Raw genomic sequence first — 25,393 nt, 5'->3', positions numbered from 1 at the left:
ATCGCCCGACCCGGAGCCGCGGTGTGCGCTGATGGGCTGCGCCGACCGGGCTGGCGATGATGCAGGCATGCCCATCCACGACTGGCCCGAACAGGAACGTCCCCGCGAAAAGCTGATGGCACGCGGACCCACGGCACTTTCCGATGCCGAACTGCTGGCGCTGTTCCTGGGCTCGGGCTTCGGCGGCCGCGATGCCGTGCAGACCGCGCGCGACCTGCTGCAGGCCCATGGTCCGCTACGGGTGCTTCTGGACCGCCCCGCACGTGAACTTGCGCGGCTGCCCGGGCTGGGCCCGGCACGCAGCTGTACCCTGGCCGCCGGGCTGGAACTGGCCCATCGCTACCTGGCCGCCGAGCTGGAACATGGCGAGGCGGTCGGCAACAATCCGGCCGCGGTTGGCCGCTATCTGCAGCACCGCCTGCGCGGGCAGGCCCGGGAGATCTTCATGGCCCTGTTCCTGGACAACCGCCACCGGCTGATCGCCTGCGAGGAGTTGTTCCACGGCACCATCAACGCCGCCCCGGTCTACCCTCGCGAGGTGGTGCGGCGAGCCCTGCTGCACAATGCGGCGGCGGTGATCCTCAGCCACAACCACCCCTCGGGCGACCCGGAACCCTCCGGCGCCGACACCCACATCACCGACGAACTGCAGCAGGCGCTGGCGCTGGTGGATGTGCGCCTGCTGGACCACTTCGTGGTGGGTGAGGGCCGTCCCGTTTCGTTTGCTGAACGAGGCCTGCTGTCACCGCCCCAGCCCCGCCTGTTCGGCTGAGCGCCCGCCCTGCGTGGGCAGCCGGACGGCGCCATCGGCAGGTTCCGGTCAGCGTGGCCGCTGGTATCTGCGCTAAAATGGGCGATTCCGCCGCTCATTCTCACAGCAGGCCTCGTGAAAAATCTCCTCCGCGCCCTGATCAGCCAAGGCATCGAAGCCTTGCGCGCCAATGGCACCCTGCCCGCCGACTCCCTGCCGCCGGACTTCGTGGTCGAGCGCCCGAAGACCCGCGACCACGGCGACTTCGCAACCAACGCCGCAATGCTGCTGGCCAAGGCCGCGCGCAGCAATCCGCGCGCACTGGCACAGGCGCTGGTCGAGGCGCTGCCGCGCAGCGAGGACGTCAGCAAGGTCGAGATCGCTGGCCCCGGCTTCATCAATTTCTATCTGGCCCCGGCCGCGTACCAGCGTGAAGCCGCGTCGGTCATCAAGGAAGGTCACGACTACGGCCGCAACCTGTCCGGTAATGGCCGCACGGTGGGCGTGGAATACGTGTCGGCCAATCCGACCGGCCCGTTGCATGTCGGCCACGGCCGCGCCGCGGCGATCGGCGACTGCGTGGCGCGCGTGCTCGACGCCAACGGCTGGAACGCCAAGCGCGAGTTCTACTACAACGACGCCGGCGTGCAGATCGAGAACCTGGCGCTGTCCACCCAGGCGCGAATCAAGGGCATCGCGCCGGACCAGGACGGCTGGCCGGAAGGCGGCTACCGCGGTGAATACATCGCCGACGTCGCCCGCGCCTACATGGCCGGCGCCAGCGTCGATCTGGAAGGCAGCACCGTGGTCGGCGCCAAGGACCCGGACGACATGCAGGCGATCCGTCGCTTCGCCGTGGCCTACCTGCGCAACGAGCAGAACCTGGACCTGGCTGCATTCGGCGTCGACTTCGACATCTACTTCCTGGAAAGCTCGCTGTACGCCGATGGCAAGGTCGCCGAAGCGGTCGCCAAGCTGCAGGCCTCGGGCCACACCTACGAGGAAGGCGGCGCGCTGTGGCTGCGCAGCACCGACTTCGGTGACGACAAGGACCGCGTGATGCGCAAGTCCGACGGCACCTTCACCTACTTCGTGCCGGACGTGGCCTACCACCTGTCCAAGTGGCAGCGCGGCTACGAGCGCGCGATCACCGAGCTGGGAGCCGACCACCACGGTTCACTGGCACGCGTGCGCGCCGGCCTGCAGGCCATGGAAGTGGGCATCCCGCAGGGCTGGCCGGAATACGTGCTGCACCAGATGGTCACCGTCATGCGCGGCGGCGAGGAAGTGAAGCTGTCCAAGCGTGCCGGCAGCTACTTCACCCTGCGCGACCTGATCGAAGAAGCCGGCCGCGATGCCACCCGTTGGTTCCTGATCGCGCGCAAGCCCGATTCGCAGCTGACCTTCGACATCGACCTGGCCCGCCAGCAGAGCAACGACAACCCGGTGTTCTACGTGCAGTACGCGCACGCCCGCGTCTGCAGCCTGCTGCGCCAGGCGCAGGAGAAGGGCCTGGTGTACGAGCAGGGCAATGGCCTTGCCAACTTCGGCCGCCTGGCCGACGACGCGTCGCTGCTGCTGATGAACGAGATCTCGCGGTACCCGGAAGTGGTGGAGGCAGCCGGCGTGGCGCTGGAACCGCATCTGGTGGCGCAGTACCTGCGTGAATTGGCGCACGCGTTCCACACGTGGTATCACGGGACGCCGGTACTGGTGGAAGACGCTGCCGATCGCAACGCCAAGCTGACCCTGGCCTGCGCAGCGCGCCAGGTGCTGGCCAACGGCCTCGAACTCCTGGGCGTCAGCGCCCCGGAAAAAATGTAAGCATCAGGAGACGCAGTACACATGGCAGCACGACGCGGCAAAAACCAGGCACGACGCAACAGCAGCAGCCAGGGCACACCCGGATGGGTGTGGCTGGTCGCTGGCGTGGCGATCGCGGCCGTGGTGTTCCTGGCGGCGCCGAACCTGTTCAAGGGCGAAGGCGATGGCTTCCTGCGCGCCGGTCCGCAGCCCAACCCGAACGCGCAGCCAGCCCCGGTCGCTGATGCCGACAGCGATGTCGGCACCCAGCCGGCCGCGCAGCCAGCCACGCCGAAGCCGACAGAACCAGAAAAGCCGGCCGCCACCCAGTACGACTTCTACACCCTGCTGCCGGGCAAGGAAGTCGAGATGTCCGACGCCGAGCTGGCCGCCAGCGCGCGTGCCGAAGACCAGCGCCGGGCCAAGGCCGAAGCACAGCGTGCGCAGGCCGCTTTGGAAGGCAAGCCGGTTCCGCCGGCCACTGCCACTGCGCCGGCACCGACGGCAACTGCCAGCGTGGCGAGCACTGCACCGGTCACCGCCACCAGCCGTCCGCTGCCGGCACCGCTGAGCGAGCGTCCGGCAGTGGCAACGCCGGCGGCCAACACCACTGCGGCTTCGAACAACACGGCTGCGGCCACCGCGGCACCGCGTGCGGAAGCTGCACCGGCTGCGACCAGCACAGCTGCCACTGCCGCACCCGCTGCTGCCGACAACGCCCGCTACATCCTGCAGGCAGGCGCTTTCGGTGCCTCCGGCGATGCCGAGGCGACCAAGGCCAAGCTGGCGATGATGGGGTTGGCCGCACGCGTGGAGTCGGCACAGATCAACGGCAAGACCGTGTACCGCGTGCGCATGGGGCCGTATGGTAGTGCTGGCGAGCTGTCCGAAGCCAAGCAGAAGCTGGATGGCACCGGCCTGCAGGCGATGGCGATCAAGGCGCAGTAAGCCTGCCGATGTGAATGAAAAAGCCGGGCATTGCCCGGCTTTTTTTGTGCTTCTGTAGAGACGAGCCCATGCTCGGTTCTACAGGACGCACGGTGTAGGTCAGCCCTCGCGGGCGACCTGGAAACCGGCGAAGGACTGGCTGACCGGCATCAGTTCCAGGCGGTTGATGTTGAGATGCGGCGGCAGCGTGGCCACCCAGAAGATCTGTTCGGCGATGTCTTCGGCAGTCATCGGGTTGGCGCCGGTATAGAGCTTGTCCGACGCGGCCTGGTCGCCATGGGTACGCACCACGGTGAACTCGGTTTCGGCCATGCCCGGCTCGATCGTGGTCACGCGCACGCCGGTACCGTGCAGATCCGAGCGCAGGCCCAGCGAGAACTGGCTGACGAAGGCCTTGGTGCCACCGTAGGCATTGCCGCCCGGGTAGGGGTAGACGCCGGCCACCGAAGAAATGTTGATGATCGCGCCCTTGCGCTCGACCAGCTGCGGCAGCAGGCGGTGGGTCAGGGTCACCAGCGCGGTGATGTTGGTGTCGATCATCGTGGTCCAGTCGGACAGCTTTGCGCTCTGTGCCGGCGCGGTGCCCTGTGCCAGCCCAGCGTTGTTGACCAGCAGGTCGATCTCACCGAAGGCCGGCGGCAGCGCCAGCAGCGCCGCTTCCATCGCCACCGGGTCGCGGATGTCGAAGACCGCGGCATGCACCACGTCCTTGCCATAGCGTTCGACCAACGGCTGCAGGCGTTCGCCGCGGCGGCCGGTGGCGATCACCTTCCAGCCCGCCTGGGCGAAGCGGTGGACGGCAGCGGCGCCGAAGCCGGAAGTGGCGCCGGTAATCAGGACAGTGCGGGTCATCAGGCAACTCCAGGGGGAAAACCAGACCCCCATTCTGGCACCGTCGACCGATCCCCGTGTTGCCGGATCGGCCAGAACCTGGAGCAGAACCAGGGTCAGATCCCTTTGCCGCCAGCAAAGGGATCTGACCCCACCTGCCGGGGTGACCGGTACAATTGGGCCATGATCAACAACGATGTCCTGCGCAGCGTGCGCTACTCCCTGGACCTGGGCGACCACCACGTGGTGACCCTGTGCCAGCTGGCCGACCCGGCCTTCGCGGTGGATACCGAGCAGGTGAGGGCCTGGCTGCGCCGCGATGACGAAGCCGGCTTCGAGGCGATGAATGACAGCGCGCTGGCCCACTTCCTCGATGGCCTGATCGTGCACCTGCGTGGTCGCGACGAGAGCCAGCCGCAACGCGCGGTGGAAACCCGCATCGACAACAACCTGGTGCTGAAGAAGCTGCGCGTAGCCTTCCAGCTGCGTGACGTGGACCTGTTGGAGATCTTCGCCAGCGCCGGTTTCAACGTCTCCAAGTCGGAAATCGGTGCGCTGTTCCGCCAGCCGGGCCACACCAACTACCGGCGCTGCCTGGACCAGATGCTGCGCAACTTCCTCAAGGGCCTGAGCCTGCGCCTGCGCGGCTGAGCACGGCCGCGACGAACGCCCGTGCCGCCGGCGTCGGCAACCGCTGCCAGACCAGGTGCACGCGGCGGGTCGGGGTCGGCTGCAGCGGAATCTGGACCACCCCCTCGAACCCTTCGGCGATCAACGCCGGCACGATCCCGACCGCCAGCCTATGGCGGACGAAGCGCTCGACCAGTTCCATCAGGTTGACCTCGAAACGCACCGTGTGCGGCAGGCCTGCAGCGGCGAACGCATCATCGGTCTGCCGGCGCGCGCCGGTGCCGCGCGGGAAGTCGACCAGCGCTTCATCCTGCAGCGCGGCCAATGGCAGCCGCGTGTGCCCGGCCAACCGATGCGACGGCGCCAGCACCGCCACCAGGTCTTCCTCCTGCAGCATCTGGTGGCACACGCCATCCAGCCCCGCCGAGGGCGCCAACCCGACCAGAGCGACATCCAGTTCGCGCGACTGCACCTGCGCGATCAGGTCCTCGCTCTTGTCCACCCGCAGCTGGAATTCAACCTGCGGGTGTGCCTGCTGGAAGGCCGCCAGCATCGCCACCACGTCGATGTCGGTCAGCGAAGAGATCTGCCCGATCGCCAACAACCCGCGCACTTCGCCGCTGACTGCGGCGACGTCGGCACGCAGGTGGCGCAGGCTGGCCAGCACCTGCCGCGCGTGAACCAGCAGCACTTCACCGGCGGCGGTGGCACGTACCTGGCGCGGCAGGCGTTCGAACAGTGGCGTGCCCAGCTCCTGTTCCAGATTGGCAATCTGATGGCTGAGCGCCGACTGCACCACATGGCAGCGCTCGGCGGCACGGGTGAAGTTGCCCTCCTCGGCCAGGGCGACGGCAAATTCAAGCTGCTTGAGATTCACACAACCATCTCATTTCCAGATGACAGGGATGATGATGATTCATTTCCATCATGACTGCAGCGGGCGGACACTGTGCACCCCGCATTCTGGAACACCGCGTGAGCCCGTCCCTCCCCCCTCTGCACCGCTGGCAGGTGCTGCTGATGTCGGTCGCCACTGGCGTGGCCGTGGCCAGCAACTACTATGCGCAGCCGCTGCTGCACACCATCGCCGATGCCTTCGGCCTGCCATTCGGCCAGGTCGGCATGGTGGTTACCGTGGCGCAGCTGAGCTATGCCGCCGGGCTGATCCTGCTGGTGCCGCTGGGTGACCTGTTCGAGCGCCGCCGGCTGATCGTGGTGATGACGCTGTTGTCGGCCAGTGGACTGGTGATCAGCGCCTGTGCGCCGTCACTCACGTGGCTGCTGGTGGGCACGGCGATCACCGGCCTGTTCTCGGTGGTGGCGCAGGTGCTGGTGCCATTTGCGGCCACCCTGGCCGCACCGGAGCATCGTGGCCGGGTGGTTGGTACGCTGATGAGTGGCCTGCTGCTGGGCATCCTGCTGGCGCGCACCGTGGCCGGGCTGCTGTCGAGCCTTGGCGACTGGCGCCTGGTCTATGCAATCGCCGCCGGCACCCTGGTGCTGACCGCGCTGGCGCTGCAACGTGGCCTGCCACGCTTCCACCACAGCGCAGGCCTCAGCTACTTCGCCCTGCTGCGCTCGATCGGCTCCCTGTTCGTGCAGGAGCCGGTGCTGCGCCATCGCACGTTGCTGGGTGCATGCAGCTTCGCCATGTTCGCGATCTTCTGGACGCCACTGGCGTTCCTGCTCGCACAGCCACCGTACGCCTACAGCGACGCCACCATCGGCCTGTTCGGACTGGTCGGTGCAGCCGGCACGCTGGCCGCGGGCCTGGCCGGGCGCATGTCCGACCGTGGCCAGACTGGCCGTGCCACGGCCATCGCGCTGGTACTGTTGCTGCTGTCGTGGCTGCCACTGGGGCTGTCGGCGTACTCGCTGCTGGCACTGCTGGTGGGCGTGGTGGTGCTGGACCTGGCCGCGCAGCTGCTGCACGTCAGCAACCAGAACCTGATCTATGCGCTGCAACCGGCTGCGCGCAACCGCCTCAATGCCGGCTACATGACCGGCTACTTCATCGGCGGCTCGCTGGGTTCACTGCTGTCGGCCCAGGTCTACCAGCGCTTCGGCTGGACCGGCGTCTGCGTGGCCGGCGCCGCTGTTGCCGCACTGGCCCTGCTGCTGTGGTTGCCCGGCGCGCTGCGTGCGCGCCAGGCCACAGCTGCCAACTAGAAACTGCCCTGCAGCGCCAGCTCCCAACGTCCCCCGGCGTTGCCCGGGAACAGGCGCTTGGCTGCGTTGTCGGTGTCGTGCACGGTGGCCCGCAGCTCCCACGCCGGGGTCAGCGTGGCAATGGCACTGAGCTGACCATGCAGGTAATCCGGCCCCTGTGCGGTGGCCAGCCAATACTGGCCTACCGCCGCCTCCAGCCGGACGCGCTCGTGCAGCGGCACACGCACGCCGAGCTGGGCATAGGTGCCGCGATGACCGCCGGCCAGCGCATCATTGGAATGCGCGACCTGCAGCCAGGCGCGCTGCTTCCAGGTCAACGTGGTATTGAGTTCGGTCCAATCCAGCGCGCGGCCAGTGCCTGGGTACACGTAGCGGGTCAGGTTGGCATCCAGCGTCCAGTCCGCTGCCAGTGCGCCACTCCAACCGGCCACCAGGTCGAACTCGCTGCGCGCACCGTTGTCCGGGTTGAACGATACGTTGGAGCCCCACGCGCTGGCGTACCAACCGGATGCGAGTGCCACTTTTGCGCCCACCTGCGCTGCAGGGTCGCCGTCGCTCTGCGAGCTGCCGCGCCACACGTAGTCGCTGGTCAATGCTGCACTGCCACTCACCTGCACCTGGGCCTGCGCGCTGCCGATACCCAGCATTCCTGCCAGCGCGGCCACCATCGCTGCCATCATCCCCTTGCTGTTCACTGCACTGTGTTCCTCGTCGAAGGCGGTCACGCCGCCGGGACAGCAGTGTCGGAGGGAGCGGCGTAACGGATCGAGGGTGCTGCCCGGCCCGCAGCGCAAATTCGGCGTAAATCCCGCTGCGGTGGGCGCGGTATCATGCAGGCCTGTTTCCAGGAACCAACCACGTGGACGCCATCCTGACCCCGGTATCGATCGGCGAGCTGATCGACAAGATCACCATTCTCGAGATCAAGGCCGAGCGCATCGACGATGCCGCCAAGCTGGCCAACGTGCGCACCGAGCTGGACGGCCTGCTGCCGTTGCTGCAGCAGCAGTTGCAGGCACAGCCCGCGCTTGCCGCGCTGAAGCAGCAGCTGAAGGCGATCAACGAACGCATGTGGGACATCCAGGACCAGCTGCGCGACAAGGAAGCGGCGCAGGTGTTCGATGATGCATTCATCCAGCTCGCGCGCGGCGTGTATGGCACCAATGGTGAGCGCGTGCAGGTGAAGAACGAGATCAACCGCGTGGCCGGTTCGGCCCTGGTGGAAGAAAAGCAGTACCAGGGCGAATAAGCCCGTTCACCCGCATTCGAGCAGATGCCGGATGCGGAACAGTTCGCCATCACTACGGATGCCGAGCTTGCGGTAGGCCGCCCGCTTCTGCGTACTGACTGTGCTGCCCGTGCGGCCGGAACGCTGCGCCACCTCGCCGGTGGTGCAGCCCTGCAGGATCAACCCGAGGACTTCGCGCTCGCGTCGGCTCAACGCAGTGGGTACCGGTACCGGCGTGTGCCATATCCGCGATCGACTCGACTGCGTGCGCAGTTCTGGCGCGACGAAGCGGCCGCCCCGAGCCAACACATCAACTGCATGTCGCAGCATATCCGGCGAAGTGCCCTTGGACAGGAAGCCACGTGCACCGGCCTGCATCGTCATGGTCACCGTGCAGGCATCGCAGTGCGCGGACAGCACCAGCACCGGCAGCAGCGGCCAGCGCTGTGTCAGCTCGCGCAGCGGGGACAGGCCGTCACCGGGCGCACGCGGCACCAGCAGGTCGAACAGCAACAGATCGATGCCGCCCGGCTGGTACTGCAGCAGGTCAAGCAGCTCATGTCCGGAGGTGAAGCTGCCGCATACCTGCACTGCAGCGTGCTGGCGCAGCACGACCTCCACACCCAGTCGCAACACTGGATATGGAGACAGAATTGCCAGGCGGCAGGGCCGGTCAAAAGAAAAAGCGGGAACGGAAGGCGGCATCACGCAGATCCAGCAGGACGAAGTGCCTACCCTAGGTCGGCGCTGCGGGCAGCGGAATTCAATTTATTGCAACGAAGCAAGCCTGCGGCGCGTGGTCTGGCTCGGTTCCGGGTCCCCACAACGCAACAGGCCCGGCATGGGCCGGGCCTGTCGAGGCATCTTCGGCGCGCAGGCGCGCCGACGAAGCAATTACCAGCTGAAGCGCGGGCCGACGGTGTATTCCTTGTCGCCGTCGCGGTTCATCTTCAGCTCGCCGTTCAGGCCCCAGTTCTGGTTCAGCTTGACCTGACCACCCAGGCGACCGTACCACTGGCCTTCCGGATTGATGCCGTGCTTCTTCGAGAAATCTTCGTAACCGACCATGCCGTAGACTTCGGCGTGGGCACCGAAGGCGGTGCGGATGCCGGCTTCGGCGCTGTAGCCGTTGAAGTCAAGGCCGTGCTTCTGGTCGCGCTTCTGGTAAGCAACGCGGGCAACGAAGTCGGTGGTCGGAGCGATTTCAACGTTGTAGCCGGCACCGATCTTCCACTGGTCCAGCTTGATGTTGGTGTTGTCGATTTCCTGGCGGCTGTAATCACCGAAGGCGTGGAAGTTCGGCAGGAAGCCGTACGAACCCTTCACGCCCCAGCCGTCGGCCTTGAACGCATCGATGTCGGTCTTGGCGTAGTCAGCTTCGGCGTAGTTGTAGGACAGGTTCTCAGCAGCCGAGGCGGTGAACGGCAGGGCAGCGGCCAGGGCCAGAGCAATCAGCGAATTCTTCATGGGGGTACACCTTTACTTTCTTATGGTGTGCAGCAGCGCCAGGGCGCCAACGCATCGGGAATGTAAATTCTCCGTTATTCGCCACAACGCTCCCTGAAAACAGCGGTCTTCGCATTGCTGAATTTTTTGGCTTGATTCAGGCTGGGTCTGGCATACGCGCGCGCCACGCGTGCATCTGTCATCCATCGATGATTGCAACAGGAGGTTGCCTTGCACCTGCCCTACCCGCTGCAGATGACTGTCCGCGCTGCTGTCCTGGCCTGCGCCGCCCTGTTTTCCTCCGCGCCTGCGCACGCGCTGCAGGCCGCCGACTACCAACGCGCCGAACGCGTGCACGACAGTCATCTGCGCAGTGCGCTGCGCAATGCGTCGGTCCTGCCGAACTGGCTGGCCGATGGCCGCTTCTGGTACGAACGCGAGGACGCGCAGGGCCGACGCCAGGCGGTGTTGGTCGATCCGGCGAAAGTTATGCGGACGATCCTGTTCGAACCCGCCGCGCTGGACCGCGCGGTTGCACCGCTCGATGCCAGCGGGCCGCTGCTGCGCTTGGTCGGCGTGCAGGCGGTGGGCGATGGCCTGCGTCTGCGGTTCAGTGGTGGGGTGCCGATCGATTGCCAATGGCCAGGCTGGCAATGCGCGCGTTCGCAGCAGGCAGCGCCTCCGGCCGATGCCTTGCCCTCGCCCGATGGCAATGCGTGGCTGCAGCTGCGCGACCACAATCTGTGGCTGCAGCAGCGTGGGACGGCGCCGCGCGCACTGACCACCGGTGGTGAACCCGGTCATGGTTATGGCGTACTGCCGGACTTCAGCCTGCGTGGTATTCCACGCCGCCAGGGCCGGATGCCGGCGCGGCCGTTTGCTGTCGGCTGGTCAGCGGACGGCCGCTACGTGGCCGGCATCCGCTACGACGAGCGTGCAGTGCAGGACTACCCCTATCTGGAAAGCAGCCCGACCAACAGCGCGCGCCCACGCGTGCATACGGTGAAGCTGGGGGTACTGGGCGACGCACAGCAGGTGCGCGACAGCCTGTATGTGGTCGATACCCGCGGCGGCAGGCAGCACGACATCGCCCTGCCCGAAGGCTGGAACATCCTCAGCGAAGCCGGCGTACTCGGCTGGGACGGTGACCGGTTGTATGCCGCGATCGCGCACTTCGGCACACTGCGCAAGCTGCGCCTGGTGGAGATCGATGCCGGCAGCGGTGCAGTGCGCACCGTGCTGGAAGAAGCCAGCGATACCCGCCTGCAGCTCAACGTGTATTCGTACAACCGGCCAGCGGTGGCGATCCTGCCCGGCCAGGACACTGCGGTGTGGTTCTCGCAGCGCGATGGCCGGGGCCACCTGTATCGAGTGCGCCTGTCCGACGGGAAGGTGATGCAACAACTGACCCGCGGTCCATGGGTGGTGCGGGACCTGCTCGGCGTGGACGTTGTGAGTGGCTGGGCATACTTCAGCGCTGGCGGCGTCGACGGTGGCGATCCCTACGTGCGCGGCCTGTACCGGGTATCGCTGCAGGGCGGCCCCATCCAGCGCCTGGCCGCCGATGGCAGCGACCATCTGGCCGATGCCGGCAGCGGCGCTTTGTTCGGTGATCGCGCCCCGCAGGCCCTGTCACCGCGGGGCGACTACCTGGTCGATACCGTCTCCAGTCTCGATCAACCGCCACGCACGGTGCTGCGGGCCAGCGATGACGGCCGTGAAGTGATGGTGCTGGAAACAGCCGATGACAGCGCGATCGTTGCTGCCGGGTGGCGCCCACCACACCGCGAACGACTGCTGGCCGCCGATGGCCGCACGCCGATCTTCGCCACCGTCTACCTGCCCCGCGACTATCGCGATGACGGCAGCTTCCCGGTGATCGACGCGATGTACGGTGGTTCCTTCATCAGCAATGCGCCGGTCACCTACGCCGAGGCGGTGTCCGCCTTGAATCCGGTGTCACGCGCCAGCCTGGCCGAACTCGGCTTCGTGGTGGTCAGCATCGACGCGCGCGGTACCGGCGGCCGTGACAAGGCGTTCCATGACAGCAGCTTCGTGCAAGCCGCCGATGTGCAGCTGGATGACCACGTGGCCGCGCTGCGCCAGCTGGGCGCGCGCTACCGAGGTATCGATCTGCAACGGGTGGGCATCTACGGGCATTCGTTCGGTGGCTACAGTGCAGCGCGCGCCCTGCTGCGCTACCCGGCGTTCTACAAGGTGGGGGTGGCCTCGGCCGGCAGCCACAATTTCCAAGGCATGTACGGTGGGGCCGTTCATGGCATGGACCGGCTGTTCGGTGGCGTGCTGCCGGCCACGACCACTGCCGACGGTGTGCCGGCGCCGTTTGCCGGACTCGACAATGCAGCGCTGGCCGGCAACCTGCGCGGTCACCTGATGCTGGTCTATGGCGAGCTGGACGAAAACGCACCTCCGGCATTGACCCTGCAGCTGGCCGCCGCCCTGAACAGGGCCCAGCGCAGCTACGACCTGCTGTACCTGGCCCGGCAGGACCACGAACTGTTCCGCAACGACGCCACCTACACGCACCGCATGTGGGACTACTTCGTGCGCCACCTGGCCGGCCAGCAGCCACCGGATACGATGCTGGCGCCGCTGCCCGGTGGTCCGGGCTGAACAGGCGCACACAGGATGTCGATCCACGACGCACTGGTTCGTCGGGTACTTGAAGGCCGTGCATGCGGCACGGTCCATCCGGAGGCAGCAATGAGCTACATCGACGGTTTCGTCCTGGCGGTGCCCACCGCCAACAAAGAGAAGTTCCTCGCCCATGCACGCACAGGGGATCCCGTTTTCATCGAATACGGCGCGCTGCGCGTGGTCGAGTGCTGGGGCGATGACGTGCCGCACGGCAAGACCACCGACTTCTTCGGCGCGGTGAAAGCCGCGCCAGACGAGACGGTGGTGTTTTCCTGGATCGAATGGCCGGACAAGCCGACCCGCGACGCCGGCATGAAGAAGATGATGGAAGACCCGCGGTTTGATCCGGCGACGAATCCGATGCCGTTCGACGGCGCGCGGATGATCTACGGCGGCTTCGTGCCGATCTACGAACTAACGCGCTGAACCGGGCGGACGTGCTCAGCGCGCGTCCGTTTCATCGCTGGCAGAGGCATGGCCGGTGCCCAGTGCGGCGCCGGCGCCCAGACCCACGCCCCCCATGCCGGCGCCCATTCCGCCCCCACCGCTGCCGCCTCCAGTGCGGCCGCCCTTCGCATCACCGTCGGTGCGGCCCTTGCCACTGGCACCGCCCGGGCGGGTCGGGCCCTGCGGCGGAATCTGCAGATCGGCCGGGATCGGCGCCAGGTCCAGCGCTTCGCGCACGAAGTCGCGCAGTGAAACCACCAGATCGTGGGTGTGCACCGGTCGTCCCTGCGCCAACTCGTTGGCCGCACGCGCGGCCAGCCGTACCTGCTCATCGGTGCCCAGCAGCAGGATGTCCGACAGCGCCGCTTCTACGGCGTCGCGGATGCGGCGCGCGCGATCCGAGCGGGGTTCGGCGATGCCTTCGGCATCTTCGCGTTGGCGCAGGTCGCGGCGGTGGCTGGGATCGACACCCAGTTCACCGGTGAACGAGCCGCCCAGGGTCTTGTAGGCGGCCATCAGCGTGCGCAGGCGCTCGTTGATCTGCCGGTTCTCGCGCTCGCGCCGCTGCTGCAGGGTCTGCATCACCAGCAGGCGGATGCCCACGCCCAGCAGGGTGATCAGGACCAGGCCGGCCAGGGTGGACAGCACGCCCTGCCAGGAGCTGAAGTCGATACCGCGCATGCCCGGGGCTCCGGCGGGAAGAACCTGCATCTTGCCCCATCCCGTGTCCCAGAAACGCGAAAGGCCCCACCACCCGGTAGGTGGCAGGGCCTTCGGTACCCGCGCGATTACTTGCGCTTGGCGACCTTGCGCACGGCCTTGACCGGTGCCTTCTTGGCAACAGACTTCTTGGCCGGAGCCTTCTTGGCAGCGACCTTCTTCAGCGGCGCAGCCTTCTTGGCGACAGTCTTGCGGGTGGCGGCAACCTTCTTGCCAACCGCCTTCTTGGCGACGGCAGCCTTCTTGCCGACGACCTTCTTGGCGGCAGCGGACTTCTTGCCGACGACCTTCTTGGCAACGGCGGCCTTCTTGCCGACAACCTTCTTGGCAGCAGCGGTCTTCTTGGTGGCGACCTTCTTGGCGACAGCAGCCTTCTTGCCGGCGACCTTCTTGGCAGCGACGGTCTTCTTGGCCACAGCCTTCTTGGCGGTGGCGACCTTCTTGCCGACAACCTTCTTGGCGGCCTTGGTCTTCTTGGCAACAGCCTTCTTCGCGACGGCAGCCTTCTTGGTGGCGGCCTTCTTCACGGTAGCGACCTTCTTGCCGGCAGCCTTGGTGGCGGCCTTGGTGGTCTTCTTGGCAGCAGCGGCCTTCTTGGTCACGGCCTTGCCTGCAGCTGCCTTCTTCTTGGCCACTTCCTTCTTCAGGGCAGCGGCTTCGGCCTTGGCATTCTTCTTGGCGGCTTCCAGCTTCTTCTTGGCGTTGGCAACGGTCTTGCCGACCGACTTGGCAGCCTTCTCGGCCTTCTTGGCAACGGTCTTCTCGACCTTGGCCACAGCCTTCTTGGCCTTGGCAACGCGGGTACCGGCAGCCTTGGTGGCGCGCTTGACGGTCTTCTTGACCGACTTCACGGCGTCTTCGGCGGCGTGGGCGATGGTCTCGCCAACGTTGGTGGCGGTTTCTTTGACGTTCTCGACGGCGTCGGTCACGACCGACACACCATTACCGTTGCTCATGTTGCCCTCCTGGGGGCCTTAAGTATCAAAACGGGGCGATGCTATACCGACATTGACGATCGTGGAACGGGGCACGCGCCAGCAATCGCATCTGCTGCGACGCTGATGGTGTAGCCCACCGCCCTTGCCGGCGATACATGTGTGCAGGAAAACCCTTCTTTTCAGCACTGAGCCGCGCTGGCGAGGCTGCGGCGGGCGTTCGCTGCACGTGCTTGATCGAATGCAGGCGAAGGAGTGCTTTATGGCGCATCGCGGCACCCGGTTGCGCCGAACTGCGCAAGTATCGGCCTGTATCCGCAATGCATCCGATGTCGCACGAACGTGCACCAGGCACCTCCGCTGCTGACGCCACCACCCCGAAGCGGGTGGCAGTGGCCCCGCTTTCCGGCGTTCCGTTTTCATGGCGCATTTATCCAGATCGCGACACACTCATTCAGCTTGTTTTACCGTAGAGCCGAACGGCCCCCACCCACGCCAGCGAACCGACTCCCATGCGACCGCTTCCCACCCTGCTCACGCTCGCAATCGCCGCCGCCTTCGGTGGCTTCGTTGCCACCGGCCTCAATGCGCACCTGGACAACCGAGCCGATGCCGCGCCACTGCCAGCGGTGCTGCCCACCGCCGCCGCGCTGCCAGCTTCGGTGGCCGGGCAGGCGGTGCCGTCACTGGCACCGATGCTGGAGAAAGCGATGCCGGCCGTGGTCAGCGTCAATACCAAGCAGGTCGTGCGGGTGCGCAACCCGTTCTTCAACGACCCGTTCTTCCGCCGTCTGTTCCCGGACATTCCGCAGGAGCGCATCAATGAATCGCTCGGCTCAGGCGTGATCATCGATGCCAAGGAAGGCCTGGTACTGACCAACCACCATGTCATCGACAACGCCGATGACGTGCAGGTGACACTGGCCGACGGGCGCACGGTCAAGGCCGAGTTCCTCGGCTCGGACCGCGATACCGACATCGCGCTGATCCGTATCCCGGCGCAGAACCTGACCGACATCAAGCTCGGCAACAGCGACCAGTTGCGCGTGGGCGACTTCGTGGTGGCCATCGGCAACCCGTTCGGCTTCAGCCAGACGGTCACCTCCGGCATCGTCTCGGCGGTGGGCCGCAGCGGCATCCGCGGGCTGGGCTACCAGAACTTCATCCAGACCGATGCGTCGATCAACCCGGGTAATTCCGGTGGCGCACTGGTCGACCTGCAGGGCCAGCTGGTCGGCATCAATACCGCCAGCTTCAACCCGCAGGGCAGCATGGCCGGCAACATCGGCCTGGGCCTGGCGATCCCCTCCAACCTGGCGCGCAGCGTGGTCGACCAGCTGGTCAAGCACGGCGTAGTGGTGCGCGGCACCCTGGGCGTGGAGAGCCAGAACCTGACCGCACAGATAGCGCAGGGCCTGGGCCTGGGCGAAACCCGCGGCGCACTGGTCACGCGCGTGCTGGCCGGATCGGCCGCGGCCGCTGCGGGCCTGAAACCGGGCGACGTCGTGGTGTCGGCCAACGGGCAGCGCGTCGACAGCGCCGAGGCGCTGCACAACGTGGAAGGCCTGGCCACAGTGGGCAGCCCGCTGACGCTGGACGTGCGTCGCGAAGGCAAGCCGCTGCAGATCAAGGCGATATTGAAGGAACAGGCACGCGCGGTCACCGGCGACAGCCTGGACCCGCGCCTGGGCGGTGCCACCTTCGTCGACCTGCCCGAATCGCTGCGCCAGTCCGGCGCTGGCGGCGTGCTGGTCAGCGAGGTCAAGCGCGGCAGCCGCGCCGCCAGCAACGGGCTGCAGCAGGGCGACATCATCACTGATGCAACGGTAGGTGAATTCGCCGACCTGGCCAGCTGGCGCGCCAATTTCCAGCAGCGCCCCCCCACCCTGGTGCTGCGCGTGCTGCGCAACAATGGCCAGCAGCAGGGCCAGCTCGTGATGCGCTGATCGCCCAGCCGTAACACCCCCTATACCCCGGCAATGCTATTGCTGTCAGTCCAGGTCGGCGCCGCCGTCCCCCGTTCCCCCATCGCAACAGGAGTGATTCGATGAGCCCCACCAATACCGAGAACCTGAAGGACCACCTGGGTGAAGCCGGTTCCCACCTGAAGCAGGCCGCCAGCGCTGCCGGCGGTGCGATCAAGGGCGCAACCGGTGCAGCAACCGACGAACTGCGCATCGGCAAGGCCAACGTCAAGGCAGAGTTGTCCGACAGCGCGCTGTCCGGCCTGGCCGCCGCCGAATTCGGTGGAGCCGCGGCCAAGGAACAGGTCGACGCACTGATGGACAAGGGCAAGGACCTGATCGACAGCGCCGCTGAACTGATCCGCGAACGTCCGTTGGCTTCGTTCGGTGTCGCCTTCGCAGCTGGCTGGATCATCGCCAAGCTGGCCCGCGGCAGCAGCGACAAGTAAGCCGCAGCGTGAGCGAAGAGAACGCGCAAGCGCCTGATCCGGCGGCTACCCCGCCGCTGGATGAGAGCATCCGCCAGGTCGGGGCGGCCGGTCGTGCCGCCGCCGATTCTGCCAAGCACACGGTACGCTCCCTGCGCCGGTTGGCCTCTGCCGACTTTGCGCTGGCGCGTAGTGCATTCGGTCGCGCGCTGGCCTGGGCCGGCGTGGCGATCGTGTTTGGAGCCTCGGCCTGGCTGCTGATGGCCGCCACGCTCATCGCCCTGCTGCAGAGCTGGGGCCTGAGCTGGCTGCAGGCCCTGTTGATCACCTCGCTGCTGAGCCTGGCCGTTACCGGCTATGCGATCTGGCGGGTGTCCTACTTCTTCCACCACACCGGCATGCACGCCACCCGGCGCCAGTTGTCGCGCCTGGGCCTGTTCGATGAGCCCAGCGAGGACGACCCTGATGCCGGGGTACAGCTGCCGGAGGGCAAGCCATGAAGTTCGGCGCGCTGCAGCGGCGGGTAAAGCGCTGCGAACAGGTGGTGACCGTGCGCATGGGCGAGACCCAGGACCACTGGGGCACGCTCAGCCAGGTCTGGCGCCAGGGCTGGTCGCCTCTGCGCATCGTCGTGGTGGGCCTGGCCGGTGGCTTCATCGCCGGCAAGCTGGAAGTGCCGGGCAAGGTCAACGGCGCACGCTGGCTGCAGATGGTGGGGTCGGTGTCGAACCTGTTCGCCAGCGCGCAGGCTGCATTCGCTACGGCGATGGCAGCGCAGGCCGCGGCCACCGCCGACGATGCGGCTGAAGAAGCCGACGATGCCAGCGAACATGCACAGGCGGCAGCATCAGCGGCGGGCACACGACCGGCACCAGCACCACAACCGCAGGCAGCGCCGGAACCGGAACTGCGCGAACCGCGTCCGGCCGAAGCGGCGACCGAGCTGTCCGAACGTTGATTCACGGGATCCGCCGCGCCGATCGCGGCCGGCGGATAATGCGCTCCCCTTTCCGGTTGATGCGTCGATGAGCGAGTCCCTCCTGTCCCCGTCACCGGCTGGCCCGGAAGCGCCCGAGGCGCCACTGCCGCCGCCATCGCGCCCGCGCGGGCCGATGTCGCTGGTGGTGCTGGCCGCGCTGGCGGTGGGCTACACGCTGTGGGCCGCACAGGACATCATCCTGCCGGTGCTGCTGGCGATGTTCTTCGCGCTGGTCGGCAACCCGATCCTGCGCCTGCTGCAGAAGCTGTGGATCCCACGTGCGCTGGGCGCGCTGCTGATCCTCGGTGCCGGCCTCGGCGTGACCGGTTCGCTGGCCGTGCAGCTGATCGGCCCGGCGATGGAATGGGCGCAGGAAGCCCCGCAACAGCTGCGCAAGGTGGCCCGCCAGGTGCAGGACCTGACCAAGCCGGTGCAGCAGGCCAACCAGGCCGCGGAGAACTTTGCACGCGTCGCTGGCGGCGACAGCAACCGCAAGGTGCAGGTGATCCGCACCCAGCTGGACGACCCGTACCGCATGCTGACCCGTGCGCCGCGTCTGGCCGCCTCGGTGCTGGCAGTGGTGTTGCTGACCCTGTTCTTCATGATCTACGGGCAGAGCCTGCAGCGCGCGGCGATCGCCTTGTTCCCGAACCGCCAGCAGCAACGCTTCACCAGCGACATCCTGCGGTCGATCGAGCGCGAGGTGTCGCGCTACGTGCTGACCATCAGCGTGATCAACACCCTGGTCGGACTGGTGTTCGCCGGCGTACTGATGCTGCTGGGCATCAGCCTGCAGGAAGCGCTGCTGTGGGGCACGGTGGCCGCCCTGCTGAATTTCGCACCGTATGTAGGCCCCTTGATCGGCGTGGCACTGATGCTGCTGATGGGCTTCGTCGAGTTCCGCGACCCGCTGCAGGCCCTGCTGCCCGCAGCCGCCTACCTGGGCCTGCACACCCTGGAAGGACAGATGGTGACCCCGATCGTGCTGGGGCGGCGCATGAAGCTGTCGCCGCTGGTACTGATCCTGGCGCTGATGCTGTTCGGCTGGGCCTGGGGCATGATCGGCCTGCTGCTGGCAGTACCGCTGCTGGTCTGCATCAAGCTGGTGCTGGCACGGCTGGACGGCATGCAGGGATGGGCGCGCCTGCTGGAATGAAAGCCCGCGCTGGCGGGGGTAGAATGGCAGGGTGAATTTCCCTGTCCAAGCCATCACCCTCGACCTCGACGACACGCTCTGGCCGTTCGCCCCGATCGGCGCCCGCATCGACCTGGTCCTGCACGAGTGGATGCGTGAACACAGCCCCGCCACTGCCGAGATGTATCCGCTGGCGGCGATGCGCGAACTGCGCGAGCGCTCGTTCCGAGACAATCCACACCTTCACCATGACCTGAGCGCGCTGCGCCGGCTGACGCTGCAGGAGGCCCTGCAGAACAGCGGTGCCAGCCTGGAATTGCTCGAACCGGCCTACGAGGCGTTCTACGCCGCGCGCAACCAGGTCGAGTGCTATCCCGATGCGATCGATGCACTGGCGCGGATTGCCGCGCGGGTACCGGTCGCAGCGCTGAGCAACGGCAATGCCGATCTGGAGCGGATCGGCCTGGCCCATCATTTCGCCTTCCAGCTGGGTGCGCGCGAACACGGCGCGGCCAAGCCCGAAGCGAGCATCTTCCACGCCGCCTGCACCCGCCTGGGTGTGGCGCCGGCACAGGTGCTGCATGTCGGCGACCACGCCGAGATGGACGTGGCAGGAGCGATCGCCGCCGGCCTGCGCGGCTGCTGGATCAACCGCGAAGCCGCCACCTGGACCCATCCGCAACTGCAGCCGGACCTGCAGTTCGACACCCTCACCGGCCTGGCCGACTGGTTGGATGACAACCTCGATGCCGCCGCACCCCGGAGTACCTGACGCATGAGCGAGATCACTGGTTTCACCGCCGAAACCGCCGCAGCACTGCCACTGCATGTGCTGGGCCGCGAGCAGTTCGCGGCATGGAAGGACGGCCAGCCAGCCGCTACCCAGGCCTGGCTGGCATCGCAGGGCTTCAATGCCGGCGCGCACAGCGTGGCCCTGCTGCCGGGTGCCGACGGCCTGGCCGGTGCGGTGATCGGCGTTGGTGACCGCGCCGATGCCTACAGCTATGCGCATGCCCCGCACGCCCTGCCGGAAGGCAGCGTGTGGCAGCTGGCGACTGAACTGCCGGCCGAGGAGCAGGCACTGCTGCAGCTGGGCTGGGGCCTGGGCAGCTATCGCTTCGACCGCTACCGCAAGCGTAACCGCGCCCCGGCTCAGCTGGTGGCTGCACCGTCCGGTGAAGTGGCCGATCTGATCGCCGCCAGCCTGCGCGTGCGTGACTGGGTCAACACCCCGACCGAAGACATGGGCCCGCAGCAGCTGGAAGACGCAGCGCGCACCCTGGCTCAGGCACATGGCGCCCAAGTCGAGGCGATCACCGGCGATGAACTGCTGAAGCAGAACTTCCCGGCCATCCATGCCGTCGGCCGCGCCTCGCACCGCGCGCCGCGCCTGGTGGTGCTGCGCTGGGGCAAGGAAACCGATCCTGCACTGGTGCTGGTCGGCAAGGGTGTGTGCTTCGATACCGGCGGCCTGGACATCAAGCCGGCCGACGGCATGCGCAACATGAAGAAGGACATGGGCGGTGCTGCACACGCACTGGCCCTGGCCGGCCTGGTCATGGCTCGCGGGCTTCCGGTGCACCTGACCCTGCTGGTGCCGGCGGTGGAGAATGCGATCGGCCCGGATGCGTTCCGCCCGGGCGAAGTGATCGCCACCCGCAAGGGCCTGAGCGTGGAGATCGACAACACCGACGCCGAAGGCCGCGTGATCCTGTGTGATGCGCTGACCTTCGCCAGCGAACAGAAGCCGGACCTGGTACTGGACTTCGCCACCCTTACCGGCGCTGCGCGCATCGCGCTGGGCCCTGATCTGCCGGCGCTCTTCAGCAATGACGACAGCGTGGCCCAGCAGTGGCTGCAGGCCGGCGACGCAACCCGCGACCCGGTCTGGCGCATGCCTTTGTGGCGCCCGTACCTGCGCTACCTGAGCAGCGGTATCGCCGACCTGGCCAACGCCGGTTCGCGCATGGCCGGCTCGGTCACCGCTGCGCTGTACCTGGAACGCTTCCTGGAAGACGGCCAGCGCTGGGCGCATCTGGACGTGTACGCCTGGAACGACGGCGAACGCCCGGGCCGGCCGGCCGGTGGTGAAGCACTGGCGCTGCGCTCGGCGTGGGCGATGCTGAAGGCGCGTTACGCCTGATGGAGGCGCCGCGCATGGCCCTGCGCAACCTGCCCTGATGCAGCGGGTAAATCTGACGAAAAATTGAATTCCGGCCCCGGCCGGGTTCTGCGAGGATGTGTGGGTCGACCACCCACACGCTCCGTGAAGGCAGGACACCGACCATGTCGCTCTTCCGCTACACCCGCGCCGGCCAGACACCGGGCGCACCGCGCAAGCACTCGCCGCTGCTCTGGATCGCACTGATCGCGTTGATTCTGGGGGCGGTCGCGTTGACCTTCGCCTGGTTGGCCGGCTGGGTTGGCAACCGCCTGACCGCGCAGCGCTTCACCGACACCATCGAAGCTACCGGCCCGGCCCATCCCGGCTTCCGCCGTGCGCACAGCAAGGGCATCTGCGTGAGCGGCTGGTTCGAGCCCAGTGCGCAGGCGCCGACGCTGTCCAGCGCACGGGTGTTTTCACAGCAGAAGGTACCCGTGATGGGCCGCCTGTCGATCGGCGGTGGCGACCCCTACGGCGCGGACAACACCGCACGCGTGCGCAGCCTCGCTGTGCAGATGGTCAGCGACGACGGCCAGGAATGGCGGATGGCGATGAACAGCTTCCCATTCTTCGCCGTACCCAACGCCGAGGCGTTCTACGAGCAGACGCGCGCCTCCATCCCCGACCCCACCACCGGCAAGCCCGACCCGCAGAAGATGGCCGCGGTGCTGGCGAAGTACCCGAGTGCGCAGGCGTTCCAGCAATGGGCCAAGACAGCGCCGTGGACCAGCAGCTGGGCCAACACCACCTTCAACAGCGTCAACAGCTTCTGGTTCACCAATGTGCAGGGCCAGAAGCGCGCGGTGCGCTGGCGCTGGCAGCCGCAGGCGCCGGTGGTGGAGATGGATGCGGACACGCGCAAGCAGGCCAGCGTCGACTTCCTCAGCCAGGAACTGCAGCAGCGCCTGGCCAGTGGCCCGGTGCGCTGGAACCTCGTCGTCACCACCGCCGAACCCGGCGATGCCATCGATGATCCGTCGGTGCCGTGGCCCGAGTCGCGTGAACAGGTGGTGGCCGGCGTACTTAGCCTGGACCGCCTGCAGTCGCAGGAAGAAGGCGCCTGCGGACAGATCAACTTCGATCCACTGATCCTGCCCAGTGGCGTGCGTGGCAGTGACGATCCGATCCTGGCCGCCCGCTCGGCCGTGTACTCGCAATCCTTCAACCGACGCGAACGCGAGCGCGCCAGCGGCAACGTCGAACAACCGAAGGAGGCCGCACGATGAGCACCGGCAACGGCCACTTCAACCTGCTGGCACGGGTGCTGCACTGGGCGATGGCATTGATGATCATCGCCATGCTGTTCATTGGCGTGACCATGGTCGCCTCGCTGCACCTGCGGCCGGTGCTGATCGACCTGCACCGCCCGTTGGGCATCGCCATCGGCGTACTGGTGCTGCTCCGCCTGTACAACCGGCTGCGCCATCGCCCACCGCCGTTGCCGGCGGATCTTCCCGTATGGCAGGCGATGGCGGCCAAGGCCTCGCACTGGATGCTGTATGCGCTGATGCTGGCGATGCCACTGATCGGCTGGGCGATGCTGTCGGCCGGCGGTTACCCGATCGTGCTGTGGGGCGGCCTGCACCTGCCGCCGATCGTGCCGCATACCCCGGCGTTGTACGCCGCGTTGCGCAATGCGCACAGCCTTCTGGCGTATGTGTTGTTCGCCACGGTGCTGATGCATGTGGGTGCAGCGCTGTTCCACCTGTGGGTGCGGCGGGATGGCGTGTTCCAGGCGATGGCACGCGGGAAGGATTGAATGGGGTCGCCGGGGGTTCCCGGCTGCCCTTTTCCGCGACTGCGGAGGGGTGTCACTTTCTTTGCGCGCAAAGAAAGTAACCAAAGAAACGCTCCGCCGGCCGCGAGCCGGCGTGCTTCGCACGCCGGTGCCCTGCGCTCCTCGGTCCGTCGAGGGACGGTGCGGGAACTCGCTGCGCTCAGACACCCGCACCTCTTCGCCCTCGCCGGCCCTGCGGTGCTCGGCTCGCTTGAAGGCGGACTGGAAAATCAAGATCAAGGGCAACAGCATCCACGCATGGGATGGATCTTCGGGGTGCAGCTGTGGGTACTTGACCTTGGGTCCGCCTTGAGCGAGCCGAGCATCGCAGGGGAATCAGGGGCGAAGAGGCGCCGGTGTTTGAGCGTAGCGAGTTCGGCGCCGTCCCCTGATTCACCGAGAAGCACAGGGCACCGGTGCGCAGCACCGGCTCGTGGCTGGCGGCGCGTTTCTTTTGGTTACTTTTCTTTTCGCGCGAAAAGAAAAGTGACACCCCTCCGCAGTCGCGGAAATGATCCGCCGGGCATGGCCCGGCGCTACCGATGCGTTGGGGCGCCCCCCTACAACCACCCCTTCTGCCGCGCCAGCCGGTACGCTTCGATGCGATTGGCCACGCCCAGTTTGCCGATGCACTCGGACAGGTAATTGCGCACCGTGCCGTGCGACAGCCCCAGCTGCTCGGCGATCTCGCTGGCGGTACGGCCCTCGCCCGCCAACCGCAGCACACGGCGTTCGCGGTCGGTCAGTGGATCGGCCTGCGACCAGGCGTCCAGCGCCAGCTGCGGGTCGATCGCGCGGATGCCCTGCTTCACCTTGCGCAGTGCATCGGCCAGGTTTTCGGCCGGTGCGTCCTTCAGCAGGTAGCCCAGCACGCCAGCTTCCAGCGCGCGGCGCAGGAAACCGGCACGGGCGAAGGTGGTCACGATCACCACCTTGATCGGCAGTTCGTGGCGGGCGATGCGTTGCGCCAGCTCCAGCCCGCTCAGGCCCGGCATCTCGATGTCGGTGACCAGGATGTCCGGCTGCAGCTGCTGCAGCATGCGCCAGGCGGCCTCGCCATCGGCAGCACTGCCCAGCACTTCAATGTCCGGTTCCAGGCCGAGCAGCGCCGACAGTGCGCCGCGCACCATCGCCTGGTCTTCGGCCAGCAGGATGCGGATCATGCCGCGCCCCCCTGTGCCAACGATGCCGACGACAGGGGCATGGTGGCGGCCACCAGGGGCACGCGCACGGTCAGCAGCGTACCTTCGCCGCGCGGCGACTGCAGGGTCAGCTGTCCCCCGAGCGCCGCCGCCCGTTCACGCATGCCACTCAATCCATTGCCCTCGGCCTGCACGCCGCCGCGGCCGTCATCGCGTATCTGCATCGCCAACTGTCGGTCCTCAAGCATGAAATCCACCTGCACCCGGGTCGCCTGCGCGTGGCGCACGATGTTGGTCGCCGCCTCGCGCAGCACCAGTGACAGCCCACGCTCCACCTCCACCGGCATCGCTGGCGGCGCCGTGTACTGCAGGTGTACCTGTTGGCATTCCAGCAGCAGGCGCGCCGATGCCAGTTCGCCGGCCAGATCGCTGGCACGGATGCCGGTCACCGCACTGCGTACCTGTGCCAGCGCTTCGCGGGCGATGGCCTCGGCTTCACCGATCTCTTGCCGTGCACGCGCGTCATCGCGGTCGTACAGCTTGCGCGCCAGTTCCAGCTTCAGCGTGATCAGCGACAGCGTGTGGCCCAGCAGATCGTGCAGGTCGCGGCCGATACGCTCGCGCTCGGCGGTGGTCGCCAACCGTCGCACCTCGTCCTGGGACAGCTGCAGGGCCACGTCGCGCTGATGGCTCAAGGCCTCCACGTTCACCACCAGGCCGACAATGAACGACACCGCCGGCATCCACACCATGGCTTGCCACGGATAGCCGAAGTACAGCGCGGTGCTGCAGAACAGAAGATTCAGTCCGGTCAACTGCAGCAGGTATACCCACCAGCCGCCGCGGCTGCTCATGCGGATCATCACGCAGCCGAACACGAAGTAGCTCAACCCCGACGGATACCATGGCAGCAGTACCAGGGCCATCACGATCATGCCCAGCGCGTAGCGCCACGCGTGGTGCCGTGGCGCCAGCATCACCTTGGCATAGAGCAGCAGGAACAACGGATAGCTGGCCAGGGTCAGCAGCAGCCAGCGCAGCGTGAAGCCGTTCCCGAGCACCGGGGTGAGGAAGATCCAGACCGACCACAGCAGGTGGATTGCGCCGCTCCAGGGCGACTTGCCACGCCGCAGCAGTTCGGCCACCGCCGAATCCGGTGCAGGGCGCAGCAGGGACGCAAGCCAGCTCGACGACACGGGTGGATCCAGGCGGGGACGATCGCTGCCGATCATGCCAGT

26 protein-coding genes are annotated in these 25,393 nt (G+C 67.1%); 17 read left to right on the top strand and 9 right to left on the bottom strand.

All coding sequences use genetic code 11. The features are described from left to right. Window positions 1-67: 67 nt before the first annotated feature. The 3 genes from radC (at window position 68) to AC13GA_RS16360 (ending at window position 3,502) form a co-directional block, all read left to right on the top strand. Entirely contained in the window at window positions 68-772 is a 705-nt protein-coding gene (gene radC, locus AC13GA_RS16370) for a RadC family protein (RefSeq protein ID WP_482998553.1), read from the top strand. A gap of 114 nt (window positions 773-886) precedes the next feature. Beyond that, entirely contained in the window at window positions 887-2,575 is a 1,689-nt protein-coding gene (argS, locus tag AC13GA_RS16365) for an arginine--tRNA ligase (protein ID WP_046984105.1), read from the top strand. 21 nt (window positions 2,576-2,596) lie between these two features. Then, entirely contained in the window at window positions 2,597-3,502 is a 906-nt protein-coding gene (locus AC13GA_RS16360) for an SPOR domain-containing protein (protein ID WP_482998552.1), read from the top strand. A 99-nt stretch (window positions 3,503-3,601) separates the two neighbouring features. Here the strand turns inward: AC13GA_RS16360 and AC13GA_RS16355 are convergent, their stop codons facing one another. Beyond that, window positions 3,602-4,354, bottom strand: a complete 753-nt coding sequence (locus AC13GA_RS16355; protein ID WP_012509809.1) for an SDR family NAD(P)-dependent oxidoreductase — start codon at window positions 4,352-4,354, stop codon at window positions 3,602-3,604. 162 nt (window positions 4,355-4,516) lie between these two features. Here AC13GA_RS16355 and AC13GA_RS16350 point away from each other — a divergent pair, with 162 nt between their 5' ends. Beyond that, window positions 4,517-4,984: a YehS family protein gene (locus AC13GA_RS16350; protein WP_482998551.1), complete on the top strand. Its 468-nt coding sequence runs from the start codon at window positions 4,517-4,519 to the stop codon at window positions 4,982-4,984. On the opposite strand, the gene AC13GA_RS16345 is transcribed toward AC13GA_RS16350, so the two are convergent. Next, the gene (locus tag AC13GA_RS16345; RefSeq protein ID WP_482998550.1) at window positions 4,953-5,840 is read right to left on the bottom strand and encodes a LysR family transcriptional regulator; all 888 of its coding nucleotides are present in this window, start codon (window positions 5,838-5,840) and stop codon (window positions 4,953-4,955) included. The genes AC13GA_RS16350 and AC13GA_RS16345 overlap by 32 nt on opposite strands. Before the next feature lie 143 nt (window positions 5,841-5,983). Here AC13GA_RS16345 and AC13GA_RS16340 point away from each other — a divergent pair, with 143 nt between their 5' ends. Continuing rightward, complete coding sequence (locus tag AC13GA_RS16340; RefSeq protein ID WP_482998562.1) at window positions 5,984-7,132, top strand: MFS transporter; 1,149 nt, start codon at window positions 5,984-5,986, stop codon at window positions 7,130-7,132. On the opposite strand, the gene AC13GA_RS16335 is transcribed toward AC13GA_RS16340, so the two are convergent. Beyond that, the gene (locus AC13GA_RS16335) at window positions 7,129-7,827 is read right to left on the bottom strand and encodes a TorF family putative porin (RefSeq protein ID WP_482998549.1); all 699 of its coding nucleotides are present in this window, start codon (window positions 7,825-7,827) and stop codon (window positions 7,129-7,131) included. The genes AC13GA_RS16340 and AC13GA_RS16335 overlap by 4 nt on opposite strands. 164 nt (window positions 7,828-7,991) lie before the next feature. Between AC13GA_RS16335 and AC13GA_RS16330 the strand changes: the two genes are divergently transcribed. Beyond that, on the top strand, window positions 7,992-8,381 hold the full coding sequence (locus AC13GA_RS16330; RefSeq protein WP_046984111.1) for a DUF6165 family protein: 390 nt from the start codon (window positions 7,992-7,994) through the stop codon (window positions 8,379-8,381). A 6-nt stretch (window positions 8,382-8,387) separates the two neighbouring features. On the opposite strand, the gene AC13GA_RS16325 is transcribed toward AC13GA_RS16330, so the two are convergent. Together AC13GA_RS16325 and AC13GA_RS16320 are read right to left on the bottom strand one after the other, a co-directional pair. Beyond that, a complete protein-coding gene (locus tag AC13GA_RS16325) occupies window positions 8,388-9,065 on the bottom strand; it encodes a response regulator transcription factor (protein WP_482998548.1) in 678 nt (225 codons plus the stop codon). A 189-nt stretch (window positions 9,066-9,254) separates the two neighbouring features. Beyond that, window positions 9,255-9,827 (bottom strand): OmpO family porin, encoded by a 573-nt coding sequence (locus AC13GA_RS16320; protein WP_012509803.1) that lies wholly within the window; start codon window positions 9,825-9,827, stop codon window positions 9,255-9,257. A gap of 210 nt (window positions 9,828-10,037) precedes the next feature. Between AC13GA_RS16320 and AC13GA_RS16315 the strand changes: the two genes are divergently transcribed. Both AC13GA_RS16315 and AC13GA_RS16310 read left to right on the top strand, forming a co-directional pair. After that, complete coding sequence (locus AC13GA_RS16315) at window positions 10,038-12,440, top strand: S9 family peptidase (protein ID WP_482998547.1); 2,403 nt, start codon at window positions 10,038-10,040, stop codon at window positions 12,438-12,440. A gap of 90 nt (window positions 12,441-12,530) precedes the next feature. After that, a complete protein-coding gene (locus AC13GA_RS16310; RefSeq protein WP_482998546.1) occupies window positions 12,531-12,890 on the top strand; it encodes a DUF1428 domain-containing protein in 360 nt (119 codons plus the stop codon). A 15-nt stretch (window positions 12,891-12,905) separates the two neighbouring features. On the opposite strand, the gene AC13GA_RS16305 is transcribed toward AC13GA_RS16310, so the two are convergent. Both AC13GA_RS16305 and AC13GA_RS16300 read right to left on the bottom strand, forming a co-directional pair. Continuing rightward, window positions 12,906-13,592, bottom strand: coding sequence for a hypothetical protein (locus tag AC13GA_RS16305; RefSeq protein ID WP_482998561.1), 687 nt, complete (start codon window positions 13,590-13,592; stop codon window positions 12,906-12,908). A 107-nt stretch (window positions 13,593-13,699) separates the two neighbouring features. Continuing rightward, window positions 13,700-14,587 (bottom strand): histone, encoded by an 888-nt coding sequence (locus AC13GA_RS16300; protein ID WP_482998545.1) that lies wholly within the window; start codon window positions 14,585-14,587, stop codon window positions 13,700-13,702. Window positions 14,588-15,078: 491 nt separating this feature from the next. Between AC13GA_RS16300 and AC13GA_RS16295 the strand changes: the two genes are divergently transcribed. From AC13GA_RS16295 to AC13GA_RS16255, 9 genes are all read left to right on the top strand, one after another. Further along, window positions 15,079-16,512 (top strand): Do family serine endopeptidase, encoded by a 1,434-nt coding sequence (locus AC13GA_RS16295; RefSeq protein WP_012509800.1) that lies wholly within the window; start codon window positions 15,079-15,081, stop codon window positions 16,510-16,512. A 101-nt stretch (window positions 16,513-16,613) separates the two neighbouring features. Next, complete coding sequence (locus AC13GA_RS16290) at window positions 16,614-16,979, top strand: hypothetical protein (RefSeq protein ID WP_004137828.1); 366 nt, start codon at window positions 16,614-16,616, stop codon at window positions 16,977-16,979. 8 nt (window positions 16,980-16,987) lie between these two features. Beyond that, window positions 16,988-17,458, top strand: a complete 471-nt coding sequence (locus tag AC13GA_RS16285) for a phage holin family protein (protein WP_004137827.1) — start codon at window positions 16,988-16,990, stop codon at window positions 17,456-17,458. Then, the gene (locus AC13GA_RS16280; protein WP_046984572.1) at window positions 17,455-17,916 is read left to right on the top strand and encodes a hypothetical protein; all 462 of its coding nucleotides are present in this window, start codon (window positions 17,455-17,457) and stop codon (window positions 17,914-17,916) included. Before AC13GA_RS16285 ends, AC13GA_RS16280 begins: the two co-directional genes overlap by 4 nt. A 67-nt stretch (window positions 17,917-17,983) precedes the next feature. After that, complete coding sequence (locus AC13GA_RS16275; protein ID WP_012509798.1) at window positions 17,984-19,093, top strand: AI-2E family transporter; 1,110 nt, start codon at window positions 17,984-17,986, stop codon at window positions 19,091-19,093. Between the two features lie 31 nt (window positions 19,094-19,124). Then, window positions 19,125-19,844, top strand: a complete 720-nt coding sequence (locus AC13GA_RS16270; RefSeq protein ID WP_046984571.1) for an HAD family hydrolase — start codon at window positions 19,125-19,127, stop codon at window positions 19,842-19,844. A gap of 3 nt (window positions 19,845-19,847) precedes the next feature. Further along, window positions 19,848-21,215 carry a leucyl aminopeptidase family protein gene (locus AC13GA_RS16265; protein WP_426354794.1) on the top strand — a complete coding sequence of 456 codons (1,368 nt, stop codon included), beginning with the start codon at window positions 19,848-19,850 and terminating at the stop codon, window positions 21,213-21,215. A gap of 143 nt (window positions 21,216-21,358) precedes the next feature. Next, a complete protein-coding gene (locus AC13GA_RS16260; RefSeq protein ID WP_136639129.1) occupies window positions 21,359-22,462 on the top strand; it encodes a catalase family peroxidase in 1,104 nt (367 codons plus the stop codon). Beyond that, on the top strand, window positions 22,459-22,995 hold the full coding sequence (locus tag AC13GA_RS16255; protein WP_046984568.1) for a cytochrome b: 537 nt from the start codon (window positions 22,459-22,461) through the stop codon (window positions 22,993-22,995). The genes AC13GA_RS16260 and AC13GA_RS16255 overlap by 4 nt, the downstream gene beginning before the upstream one ends. Window positions 22,996-23,573: 578 nt before the next feature. On the opposite strand, the gene AC13GA_RS16250 is transcribed toward AC13GA_RS16255, so the two are convergent. Together AC13GA_RS16250 and AC13GA_RS16245 are read right to left on the bottom strand one after the other, a co-directional pair. Then, the gene (locus AC13GA_RS16250) at window positions 23,574-24,176 is read right to left on the bottom strand and encodes a response regulator transcription factor (protein ID WP_005407733.1); all 603 of its coding nucleotides are present in this window, start codon (window positions 24,174-24,176) and stop codon (window positions 23,574-23,576) included. Further along, on the bottom strand, window positions 24,173-25,387 hold the full coding sequence (locus AC13GA_RS16245) for a sensor histidine kinase (RefSeq protein ID WP_482998544.1): 1,215 nt from the start codon (window positions 25,385-25,387) through the stop codon (window positions 24,173-24,175). Before AC13GA_RS16245 ends, AC13GA_RS16250 begins: the two co-directional genes overlap by 4 nt. Between the last annotated feature and the right edge of the window lie 6 nt (window positions 25,388-25,393).

It is taken from the genome of Stenotrophomonas sp. 22DLJC03, assembly GCF_056861405.1.
The sequence above is the reverse complement of the archived record's forward strand: the minus strand, read 5'-3'. Positions and strand labels throughout refer to the sequence as shown.

Bases quoted from the DNA above. Each gene is read 5' to 3' on its own strand.
- AC13GA_RS16340 (WP_482998562.1), top strand. From the start codon at position 5,984: ATGTCGGTCGCCACTGGCGTGGCCGTGGCCAGCAACTACTATGCGCAG.
- radC (WP_482998553.1), top strand. From the start codon at position 68: ATGCCCATCCACGACTGGCCCGAACAGGAACGTCCCCGCGAAAAGCTG.
- AC13GA_RS16275 (WP_012509798.1), top strand. From the start codon at position 17,984: ATGAGCGAGTCCCTCCTGTCCCCGTCACCGGCTGGCCCGGAAGCGCCC.
- AC13GA_RS16245 (WP_482998544.1), bottom strand. From the start codon at position 25,387: ATGATCGGCAGCGATCGTCCCCGCCTGGATCCACCCGTGTCGTCGAGC.
- AC13GA_RS16265 (WP_426354794.1), top strand. From the start codon at position 19,848: ATGAGCGAGATCACTGGTTTCACCGCCGAAACCGCCGCAGCACTGCCA.
- AC13GA_RS16355 (WP_012509809.1), bottom strand. From the start codon at position 4,354: ATGACCCGCACTGTCCTGATTACCGGCGCCACTTCCGGCTTCGGCGCC.
- AC13GA_RS16290 (WP_004137828.1), top strand. From the start codon at position 16,614: ATGAGCCCCACCAATACCGAGAACCTGAAGGACCACCTGGGTGAAGCC.
- AC13GA_RS16360 (WP_482998552.1), top strand. From the start codon at position 2,597: ATGGCAGCACGACGCGGCAAAAACCAGGCACGACGCAACAGCAGCAGC.
- AC13GA_RS16250 (WP_005407733.1), bottom strand. From the start codon at position 24,176: ATGATCCGCATCCTGCTGGCCGAAGACCAGGCGATGGTGCGCGGCGCA.
- AC13GA_RS16260 (WP_136639129.1), top strand. From the start codon at position 21,359: ATGTCGCTCTTCCGCTACACCCGCGCCGGCCAGACACCGGGCGCACCG.
- AC13GA_RS16325 (WP_482998548.1), bottom strand. From the start codon at position 9,065: ATGCCGCCTTCCGTTCCCGCTTTTTCTTTTGACCGGCCCTGCCGCCTG.
- AC13GA_RS16295 (WP_012509800.1), top strand. From the start codon at position 15,079: ATGCGACCGCTTCCCACCCTGCTCACGCTCGCAATCGCCGCCGCCTTC.
- AC13GA_RS16300 (WP_482998545.1), bottom strand. From the start codon at position 14,587: ATGAGCAACGGTAATGGTGTGTCGGTCGTGACCGACGCCGTCGAGAAC.
- AC13GA_RS16320 (WP_012509803.1), bottom strand. From the start codon at position 9,827: ATGAAGAATTCGCTGATTGCTCTGGCCCTGGCCGCTGCCCTGCCGTTC.
- AC13GA_RS16305 (WP_482998561.1), bottom strand. From the start codon at position 13,592: ATGCGCGGTATCGACTTCAGCTCCTGGCAGGGCGTGCTGTCCACCCTG.
- AC13GA_RS16350 (WP_482998551.1), top strand. From the start codon at position 4,517: ATGATCAACAACGATGTCCTGCGCAGCGTGCGCTACTCCCTGGACCTG.
- AC13GA_RS16280 (WP_046984572.1), top strand. From the start codon at position 17,455: ATGAAGTTCGGCGCGCTGCAGCGGCGGGTAAAGCGCTGCGAACAGGTG.
- AC13GA_RS16310 (WP_482998546.1), top strand. From the start codon at position 12,531: ATGAGCTACATCGACGGTTTCGTCCTGGCGGTGCCCACCGCCAACAAA.
- AC13GA_RS16255 (WP_046984568.1), top strand. From the start codon at position 22,459: ATGAGCACCGGCAACGGCCACTTCAACCTGCTGGCACGGGTGCTGCAC.